This is a genomic window from uncultured Thomasclavelia sp., from assembly GCF_944324745.1.
Taxonomy (GTDB): Bacteria; Bacillota_I; Bacilli_A; order Erysipelotrichales; family Coprobacillaceae; genus Thomasclavelia.
Window position 1 is genome coordinate 1 of sequence record NZ_CALUXO010000012.1, and the last position, 10,544, is coordinate 10,544.

Here is a 10,544-nt window from a genome sequence, read left to right on the forward strand (position 1 = left end):
TCCACGTGCTCTGTAGTATACCACCTCTCTTATAGGATACTACAAAAACGATTGGAGAGAAATTATTTTTAATAAAATGTTTGTGTCCGACCGACGAAGACGGACGGAAATGGAGGTAAATATGAAAGTTGCAATTATAGACGATGAAACAATAATTTTAGATAAAATCAAAACGATCATTTTAGAAAACACTTTGATTTCCGGTTTTGATATTGATTTATATTCAAATCCGTTAACCTTTTTAAATCATAAGCAAAATTATGATTTAGTTTTATTAGATTTAAAGATGCCAGAGATTCATGGCTTTAATGTTGCTAAACAACTAAAAAACCAAAACACTTTAATTATTTATATTACCAATATGGTAAACCAGATGCATCTAGCCTTTGACTATCATGTCGTTGGTTTTATTATCAAAGAACAGTTAGAAACTACTTTAATTCCTGCTTTGAATCAGGCCATCAATAAAATCAATCAATTAAAACCAATTACAATTACTAAAAACCAGGAAGTTTACCGGTATTACCCAAATGAAATTTATTACTTTAGCTATGAAGATCGACAATTAACAGTTTATTTAAAAAATCGCATTGATTATCTTGGGTTTATGACGTTAAAAGAAGTCAGTTATAACCTGCCAGCCTCCTTTATTCAAATCAATCGCCATCAAATTGTCAATATTGAAGCTGTTTCTAGTTTCCGCAATAATATTATTAGTTTTGAAAATAGTAATCGAACAGTTAAAGTTTCACGTCGGAAAGGAAATGAGGTTTTTAACACCATTTTAAAAACGATTGAATCACTATGAAAATATCAATCTTAATACTTAGTCAAACTATTACTTTATTATTACTACACTATTTACTAACAAAACAAAAAAACAATTATCTTCTCTTTATCATTAAGATAATTGTGCTATCATTATTATTTACCAACTTTAATAATATCCTGCTTATTTACCTGGTATTAATTATCACTGATTACTTATTATTAAAAGATCATGATGCCTTTAATTTTCTTTTCGTCACTACTTTTAATATGTTTATTGTCATCTTTACTTGCATTACCTATATTTTTGATAATCCCTATTTATCAATCATTAGTTCACTAATTTCTTTTGGTTTAACATGCTTATGTTTAAAAAAAGGAAAAAGTTTTTATAATGACTGCTTATATCAACAATATCGCTCATTACTAATTGTCAATTTTTTATTACTGGGATTATTATATTTTAATAACAACTATTTATTCCAAGGTCATACAGCTAATATAATGATGATAGCAATTGTCATTATCGCTGTAATCATTGAATGTCTGATCATTCAAATCTATCATAATCTAAATAATAATTATCAGTTAAATAAGTTAAATCAAAGTTATCAAATAACTAAACAATATCTAAATGACTTAAAAACTATGCAGTATCAAATTGAAAACTACCAGCATGATTTTACCAAACACTTGATGATCATCAATCAGATGATCGATCAAGATCTAGACAAAACTAAAACTTATTTAAACCAGCTAACAAACCAGGCTAAATCAATTAAACCAGTAATTAATAGTCGTAATCAAAATCTAAATTTAATTTTAAACTTTACAATTTCTAAACATCCGGAACTTAATTTTGAGATTACTACATCATTAACTACATCATTAACTAAAGAGATTGATTTTGATTATCCATTATGTTCCCTGCTGTTAAATCTAATTGATAAAGCTATTGTTGAAACTAAAAAGTGTCATCAAACAACGATTAAAATCAAAATTGTGTCTAAAATACGAATATTACTAATAACGATAGATCATCCAATTTCTAATGACTATATAATTGATGATCAGTTTATTAATAAAATCATTTCTTTATATGATGGCAAGTTTTCAAGCTATCAAACTACTAGTAATATCAATTATGAAATTATTCTAAATTTGTAACTAATAATTATTTTCTAATCAAACAAAGATTACTAGTAGATATTAAATCAAGAAAAACCATCGAAAAGCTTCAATTAGCATTTCGATGGTTTTATTTTAATTTTATAATTAAATGATTGACTATTTTTTATTCATTTGCATTAATAAAATTAAAGAGATGATCTAAAATCATCCCTCAACTAACTTAACTCCAGCACTTGTACCAATACGACTAGCTCCAGCTTTAACCATTGCTTCTAAATCTTCTTTAGTTTTAATACCACCGGCAGCTTTAACTTCCATAGCATTTCCAACTGTTCGTTTCATTAACGCCACATCACTAGCTTTGGCTCCAGCCGTTGAAAAACCAGTCGAAGTCTTGACAAATGTTGCTCTAGCTTCTTCAGCAAGCTTGCAGGCAATAATGATTTCTTGTTCAGTCAGTAAACAAGTTTCAATAATAACTTTGACACATTTACCATTTGCTGCCATAACAACTTCTTCAATATCCTCTAAAACTAAATTAAAATTTTGATCTTTTAAAGCTCCAATATTGATAACCATATCAATTTCATCAGCCCCATTTTCAATCGCATCTCTAGTTTCAAAAGCTTTGACTTTAGTCGTGTTAGCCCCTAATGGAAAACCTACTACTGTACAAACTTTAACATCGCTATCAGCTAGCTGTTTTTTACAATAATTAACCCAAGTTGGATTAACACAAACTGATGCAAAGTGATATTGTTTAGCTTCATCGATTACTTTTTGAACCATTACTCTAGTAGCATCAGGTTTTAAAATTGTATGATCGATCATTCGATTATAGTTCATCATCATCGCCTCCATAAATTCGTTCGATTGCTTCTTTAATTATCTCTTTATCACCAGGATAATCAACCTGTCCTACATCTAATGAAATAAATTTTTCATGTCCTTTTCCTAAAATTAAGACGATATCATCTTTACAAGCTAGTTCTAATGCCTGTTCAATTGCTACCTGTCGTGATTCAATAATGACACTGCTAATATCAACGATTTCTTCTTGAATCGTTTTACAGATCGTTTCAACATCCTCACCCCGATCATCTAATCGCGTTAAAATTACATGATCTAAATATTTATTGGCTAACTTTCCTAGTTCTTTCCGTAATTTATAATTACGCTTACCAGGAGCTCCTAATACCGCAATTAACCGACCATGGTTTTGACGAACGCTATCAACATATTCAAACACCGCTTCATAGTTAGCAATATGCTGACAATAATCAATGATAACCGTAAAATCCTGATTTGTTTCTACCAGTTCCATTCGTCCTTCGATTGGTTTAACATTTTCAATAGCATCAATGATCATATGATCATCGCATCCCATGGCAATTAAAACACAAACTAACGCTAAGACATTATAAACATTAAATAATGCTAATACCGGTGAATTGACATGAAAAGTATTTCCTTTAAAAGTAACATCAAACTCACTATGATCTAAGTAAAGTTGAATATTACTGGCCATAACATCACTTTCAATTTCAATGCCATAAGTTAAAATTCGCCCTTTGGTATTATTTTTAATCTGTGGAAAATTTAGATCATCACTATTTAAGATGGACCAGCCAGTTGGTTTGATCATTTCAAACAGTTTTTGTTTAGCTAAAACATATTGCTGTTTAGTGCCATGAAAATCTAAGTGTTCAGCACCAATATTAGTCATAACCGCAATATGAAAATTAATTCCATCAACGCGTCCTAATGCTAAACCATGACTTGATGCTTCCATCGCAACGACCTTGACCCCACTGCGCTGCATCTCAAATAATTTTCGCTGTAAAAACAATGACTCGGGAGTAGTATAAGGACAATCTTCCTTGCGACCATTATATTCTAGAGAAATCGTACCGATATAACCAGTAGAACAATATTTTGACATCGCATCTTTGATCATTGAAGCCACAACTGTTTTACCACTAGTTCCAGTAACTCCAATAATTCGCATTTTTGAACTAGGACAATCATAGAAAACATTTGATACTCGATTTAATTCAGCTAAAGTATCTGCAACTTTAAAATAAATAATATTATCATGATAAACATCCAATTCCTTAGAATGAACAATTACTTTAGCCCCTTGAAAAATAGCATCTTCAACATAACGATGCCCATCGACACTTAAACCTTCAATACAAAAGAACACCGAATAAGGTTTAACATAACGAGAATCACTATGAATTGAATAAATTTTCATCTCTATATCAGTATCAAATAATTCACTTAGATATTTCATTATACTACACTTCCTTCAAGCATATCGTCATAACTTTCTATTTTAACAGTGGCAATTTCACCAATTAAATTTTCATCAGTTTTAACCTTAACCATTAAGTAATCACTGGCATGGCCAATTAAATAATCGCCATTGCGTTTTTCAAATAAAACTTTTAAATTTTTATTTATTTGTTTTAAAGCAAAATCATGATTTAATTGTTTTGATAATTCTAATAATCTTTCCACTCGTTGATGCTTGATTGTATCATTAACTTGATTTTTCATCTTAGCAGCTGGAGTGTTTTTTCTTGGTGAATAAGGAAAAACATGTAATTGACTATAATTTACTTGTTTAATGAAATTATAAGTTGTTTCAAATTCTTCATCTGTTTCTCCTGGGAAACCAACAATTACATCAGTAGTAAAAGCAATATTTGGTAAATAAGAACGGATCTTATTGATTTTAGCTAAATACTCGCTGGTAGTATATTTACGATTCATTCGCTTTAAAGTAGCATCACAGCCAGCTTGTAATGGTACATGAAGATGATCAACGATAATATCATTAGAGCCAATTAAATCAATAATTTCATCACTGATCTGACTAGTTTCGATTGACGAAATTCTTAACCGTTTTAATCCAGGAATTTTAACTAAATCTACTAATAGATCATAGAAACTATAATGATCAAGATCTTCACCATACCCGGCTGTATGAATTCCAGTTAAAACGATTTCCACATAACCATTAGCTACTAATTCTCCTGCCTGATTTAAAACACTTTCCGGTTTTCGCGAACGAACACGGCCTCTGGCATAAGGAATGATACAATAAGTACAGAAATTGTTACATCCATCTTGGATTTTTAAAAATGCTCGCGTATTTTTAAAATGATCAATATTTAAATCCTCGAACTTACGAAGATTTTTAACACTGTCAACTTTAATTATCTGTTTTTTAGTCTGTTGATATTGTTCGGCCAAAGTAACTATTTCCTTACGGTATTGAGTTCCTAGAACTACTCCCAGCCCTTCAATTTGAGCAATTTCTTCTGGAGCAATCTGACTATAGCAACCAACCGCACAAACAACTGCCTGAGGATTTTTTCTAATTGCTTTACGAATCATTTGTCTAGATTTACTATCCCCGGTATTAGTGACTGTGCAAGTATTGATTACATAAACGTCGGCAACGTCTTTAAAGGATACTTCCTGATACCCGGCATCTAAAAATATTTTTAACATGGCATTAGATTCATATGTATTTACTTTACAACCTAATGTATGAAATGCTACTGTTTTCATTTACTCACCTTTTTTTCTAATTTTTTATATGTTTTTTCTCCAATGAAATGATTGGTATATAGAAATTCAATAATTTGAACCTGATCTTCACTATTAGCTAATAAAGCCAAAGCTTCTTTGATCAGTTCTAAATCGGGATATTCATTAGTATAGCGATCAATTAGCGGAATTTCATCAACAATAATTCCCTTTTGATCAAATTGAAACACACACTTAAAGTCCATATGATAGAAATAGTAATATTCATCATCATTACCAACTAGCTGTAATGATGAAAACTTAGAATTATATGGCTGCAACCCATATAGATCAAAGATATTTTTTATATTTCGAGGATATTGTTGAATATATTGACGATGCTGTTTTAAAGTTATCAACTGGTAATCAGTCAAATAGTATTTATTGACAAATGGTTCTAAAAACGGAATATAGATTTTCTGTTGACTAGTTGTATCTTGAAAACATGGTAAATCAGCCACGACTTTTGCTTCATCTTGATTTAACATATGCTGTTTTTCCAAATAAGTTAGATATTCAAAAACATCATAATTATTAACTGTAAAACGATTATAACATTCATCAATCGCTTCTTTATTTCTAATTCCATTGAGAATAACTTCGTAAATAAATAAATCTTGAGGATATTTAACTTTATAGGCAAAGCCTTCTTTAATAATTTCCTTGCTTCCTTCTTCAACAAAACGATATAATCCCGTTTTATTTAATTTTATCTCATAGCGATATTTACCTAACAATTTTAATATATTCATCATTCAATCTCCCTACTATACCCAATTACACTTAAAAAATATAATGGTGCTGTTTCACTTCTTAAAATTCGTTTACCTAAAGAACACGCTTCGATACCTAAATTTTCCATCATTTCAATTTCCTGATAATCAAAACCGCCTTCACAACCAACAATAATCGTTATTTTAGCACCAGGCTGCAATTGTTTCAAGGTTTGTTTCAAAGCCCGGTCTTCACCATGTTTGGCTAATTCTTCATAGGCTACTAAATTATAATCACCGAGATACTGGTCCAGCTGTTTTAATGTAATTACATTAGTTATCTCTGGAATTATATTTCGTCGTGATTGCTCACTGGCTTCCTTAACGATTTTATGATAACGTGTCATTTTTTTAGCAAACTTTTCGGGATTAGTTTTAATAACACAGCGTCTAGTAAGTAATGGAACAATTCTTTTTACCCCTAGTTCTGTGGCTTTTTGAAGTACCATTTCCAGTTTATCACCTTTAGGTAAAGCGTAAACTAGAGTTACATCAACATCTAATTCATTATTTTCATCTCTTTTTTCAATAATGGTGATCAATCCCTGATTAATGTCTTTGATTGCTGTTAAATATACCTGACCAGTTGGATCAAGACAAATAATTTGATCACCATTATTCATTCGCATAACATTTTTAACATGATGTAAATCACTTTCAGTTAATGTAATTTCTTCCTGTTTTTCGATTACTTCATCTATAAAATATCGTTGCATTTATAACCCTCCAAAAATTATTCTAACACGTTTGAGCAATTGATAGAAATATTCTAACTTATTTTATTTAAAATGTATAGAAAAAGCATCATTTATCATCCTTTAACACCAAGATTTTCTTGATTATCTGATCAATCAAATGATTACCAAAGTTAAAATAACGCTCATGTTTATACTTTTTAACTCTACTATTTTGATTAAATGCATAATTCAAACAATAACCAAAATAAATTACACTGGCAATCAAATAAATTGAAAATAACATAATTACTAAACTAGCTAGTGGTCCATATAGAACATAATAACGGGTATATCGTTCAACGATATAAAAGAAAAACATTCCAATAACTACAATAGCAATGCTCGTAAATACTGCTCCTAAAATTCCATAGCTTAGTGGTCGTTTAAAAAAAGATAAAAAGCGATAAAAATAATAAAATACTAAAAATAATCCTACAACCATCGTCATTGTTGGATTAAAAGAAAACCAATAATTAATAATCGCTAAAGCCATGATCGTTATTACTAAAATAACAAATAAAACAACTGCTTTTATCCTAATTAAGATATTATAGGATTCAAAATGTTCATCCTCTTTAACGATCAACATCAATGAATAGATGGCATTACTGGCAATAAATAAAGAAAAAATCGTTGAAATAATTACCGAAAAAGACATTTTAATTTCTCTAGCTAAAATATATTCAAAAAAAGGAGCTAATAATACTTCAGGAATATAATCATAAAGCAAATCGATCATCTTTTTAGCATCCAGTAAATCATGTTCAAAAACCTGAATCAAGATAATTAATGATGGTAATAAAGCTAAAACTAAACAAAAACTAAGTGAATATCTAAATAGATTACCTGGTGGTAATAGAAACTTTTTTATTGCAATTTTTAACTGTTTCAAAAATGATCACCCAATTATAAGATGGCTAAAATCACTATTTTTAACCAAGAAAATAAAAAGCGATGAAACCCTCAGATTTCATCGCCCTATTAACCATTAGTTAACAACTGGGTTATTAACATTTAAGAAAAATCCATTATCATAATCAACTACTACATGACTACCATTTTTAATATCACCTTTGATCATTTCACGAGCCACTAACGTTTCAATATTTGATTGAATATAACGTTTTAATGGACGAGCACCAAATGTTACATCATAGCCTTGTTGACTGATCATTTCTTTAGCTTTATCGCTAACGGTAATCGTAATCTTACGATCTACTAAACGATCTTGTAATTGTTTAATGAATTTATCAATAATTTTATTTACAACTTCTGGACTCAATGAGTTGAAGTAAACAATTTCATCAATACGATTTAAGAACTCTGGTTTAAAATGAGCTTTCAATTCATTATCAACCGCCTGACGAGTTTCTTCATTATTTCCTTCCAACAAATAATTAGAACCAATATTTGAAGTCATAATGATAATCGTATTTTTAAAGCTGACAACATTTCCTTTAGAATCAGTAATTCGACCATCATCCAATACTTGTAACAAGATATTAAAGACATCAGGATGGGCTTTTTCGATTTCATCTAATAACACAATTGAATAAGGATGTCGACGTACTGCTTCTGTTAACTGGCCACCTTCTTCATAACCAACATATCCTGGTGGTGCTCCAATTAAACGAGAAACATTAAATTTTTCCATATATTCAGACATGTCGATTCGAACAATATTTTTCTCGGTATCAAATAACTGTTCTGCCAGTGATTTAGCGACCTCAGTTTTACCAACACCTGTTGGTCCTAAGAACAAGAAACTTCCAATTGGTCGATCTTCATCATTAATACCAGCCCGTGATCTTAAAATAGCATCAGTAACTTTAGTAATTGCTTCATCTTGACCAATTACTCGTACTTTTAAAGCATCGTCAAGTTTCAATAATTTATCACGTTCTGATTCTTTAAGTTTACTAATTGGAATCCCAGTCCAACGAGCAATAACTTCACTAACTGTATCGACAGTGACTTTTTCTTGTAATAAATCATCTTCATGTTTAGATGATTCATAATTTTGAATTTCTTTTTCAATCTGAGGTAATGTTTCATACATGATCTTAGAAGCTTCTTCTAAGTTACCTTCAGTTTGATATTTATCTTTTAAGTTTTCTAACCGTACTTTTTGATCTTTTAATTCTTTGATATGGTCTAAAGAACTCTTTTCTGTTTGCCATTTATCAGTTAAGCCTTTAATTTCTTCATCTAATGAAGCAATTTTAGCCTTAATTTCTTCAAGACGTTTTTCATTATCTTCATTAACTTCTTCTTTTTCAATTGAAATTCGTTCCATCTCTAACCGATTTTTCTCACGAGTAATCGTATCAAGTTCTTCAGGAAGAGAATCAATTTCCATACGAATTGAAGCACAAGCTTCATCAATTAAATCAATTGCTTTATCTGGTAAAAAACGATCAGTAATATAACGCTGTGACATATTTACGGCCCCAATGATGGCACTATCAGTAATTTGAACTCCATGATGTGATTCAAAAGAGTTTTTCAATCCCCTTAAAATAGCGATTGTATCATCAGTATCTGGTTCATCAACTTGAACTTTTTGGAAACGACGTTCCAATGCCGCATCTTTTTCAATGTACATCCGATATTCATCCAAAGTTGTTGCCCCAATACAGTGTAATTCACCACGAGCCAACATTGGTTTTAATAAGTTAGCCGCATCCATGGCACCATCAGTTTTACCTGCTCCAACTAACTGATGAATTTCATCAATAAATAAGATGATTTCACCTTCAGATTTTTTAATTTCATTTAAAACGGCTTTTAATCTTTCTTCAAATTCACCACGATATTTAGCCCCAGCAACTAATGAACCTAAATCCAATTCATACAAAGTTTTATTTTGAATAGAAACTGGTACGTCGTTTTTGAAAATACGCCATGCTAATCCTTCAACGATAGCCGTTTTACCAACACCAGGTTCCCCAATTAAAATTGGATTATTTTTAGTTTTACGTGATAAGATTTGAATAACTCGACGAATTTCTTCATCACGACCAATAACTGGATCAAGCTTACCGTCAGCTACTTCTTTAGTTAAATCACGCCCATATTTTTCCAATACTTCATATTGATTTTCTGGATTTTGATTATTTACCATATTACCACCTCGCATTTCATCAATTATTTTCTTAACCTCACGTTTATTTAAATGCAAGTCTGATAATAATTCTTTTACCCAAGAACTATTCAATTCAAACAAAGCCATTATTACGTGTTCAACACTTAAATATTCATCTTTAAATTTATTCATTTGTTGATTAGCTAAATTAATTAATTGATTAAAATCATATGAAATTCTAATATTATTTATATCAACATTACTAACAACAGGTTTACTTTGTAAACGTTGATTCAATTTATTTTGCAAATTAGGAATATCAACATTAGCCTTCGTGAAGACTCGATATAAAATTCCCGCACTATCATCCAATAATGCCAACAAGAAATGTTCAATATCGACAACTTGATGACCCCTTTCACTAGCCATCGTAATTGCACGTTGGATTGC

General features: G+C 30.4%; 9 protein-coding genes. 2 read left to right on the forward strand and 7 right to left on the reverse strand.

The features are described from left to right. Positions 1-121: 121 nt before the first annotated feature. Complete coding sequence (locus tag Q0K54_RS01075) at positions 122-808, forward strand: LytTR family DNA-binding domain-containing protein (RefSeq protein WP_294577994.1); 687 nt, start codon at positions 122-124, stop codon at positions 806-808. A 104-nt stretch (positions 809-912) separates the two neighbouring features. Beyond that, on the forward strand, positions 913-1,935 hold the full coding sequence (locus Q0K54_RS01080) for a hypothetical protein (protein WP_294577995.1): 1,023 nt from the start codon (positions 913-915) through the stop codon (positions 1,933-1,935). A gap of 168 nt (positions 1,936-2,103) precedes the next feature. On the opposite strand, the gene deoC is transcribed toward Q0K54_RS01080, so the two are convergent. The 7 genes from deoC to Q0K54_RS01115 all read right to left on the reverse strand — a co-directional run. Beyond that, entirely contained in the window at positions 2,104-2,745 is a 642-nt protein-coding gene (deoC, locus tag Q0K54_RS01085) for a deoxyribose-phosphate aldolase (protein WP_294577996.1), read from the reverse strand. Beyond that, positions 2,735-4,195 carry a UDP-N-acetylmuramoyl-L-alanyl-D-glutamate--2,6-diaminopimelate ligase gene (locus Q0K54_RS01090; protein ID WP_294577997.1) on the reverse strand — a complete coding sequence of 487 codons (1,461 nt, stop codon included), beginning with the start codon at positions 4,193-4,195 and terminating at the stop codon, positions 2,735-2,737. The genes deoC and Q0K54_RS01090 overlap by 11 nt, the downstream gene beginning before the upstream one ends. Further along, on the reverse strand, positions 4,195-5,481 hold the full coding sequence (mtaB, locus tag Q0K54_RS01095) for a tRNA (N(6)-L-threonylcarbamoyladenosine(37)-C(2))-methylthiotransferase MtaB (RefSeq protein ID WP_294577998.1): 1,287 nt from the start codon (positions 5,479-5,481) through the stop codon (positions 4,195-4,197). The genes Q0K54_RS01090 and mtaB overlap by 1 nt, the downstream gene beginning before the upstream one ends. Then, positions 5,478-6,251, reverse strand: a complete 774-nt coding sequence (locus Q0K54_RS01100) for a hypothetical protein (RefSeq protein WP_294577999.1) — start codon at positions 6,249-6,251, stop codon at positions 5,478-5,480. The genes mtaB and Q0K54_RS01100 overlap by 4 nt, the downstream gene beginning before the upstream one ends. Continuing rightward, entirely contained in the window at positions 6,251-6,988 is a 738-nt protein-coding gene (locus tag Q0K54_RS01105) for a 16S rRNA (uracil(1498)-N(3))-methyltransferase (protein WP_294578000.1), read from the reverse strand. Before Q0K54_RS01105 ends, Q0K54_RS01100 begins: the two co-directional genes overlap by 1 nt. A gap of 88 nt (positions 6,989-7,076) precedes the next feature. Beyond that, positions 7,077-7,901 carry a YihY/virulence factor BrkB family protein gene (locus Q0K54_RS01110; RefSeq protein ID WP_294578001.1) on the reverse strand — a complete coding sequence of 275 codons (825 nt, stop codon included), beginning with the start codon at positions 7,899-7,901 and terminating at the stop codon, positions 7,077-7,079. A 96-nt stretch (positions 7,902-7,997) separates the two neighbouring features. Next, a partial coding sequence (locus tag Q0K54_RS01115) for an ATP-dependent Clp protease ATP-binding subunit (protein ID WP_294578002.1) occupies positions 7,998-10,544 on the reverse strand: 2,547 nt, incomplete at its 5' end.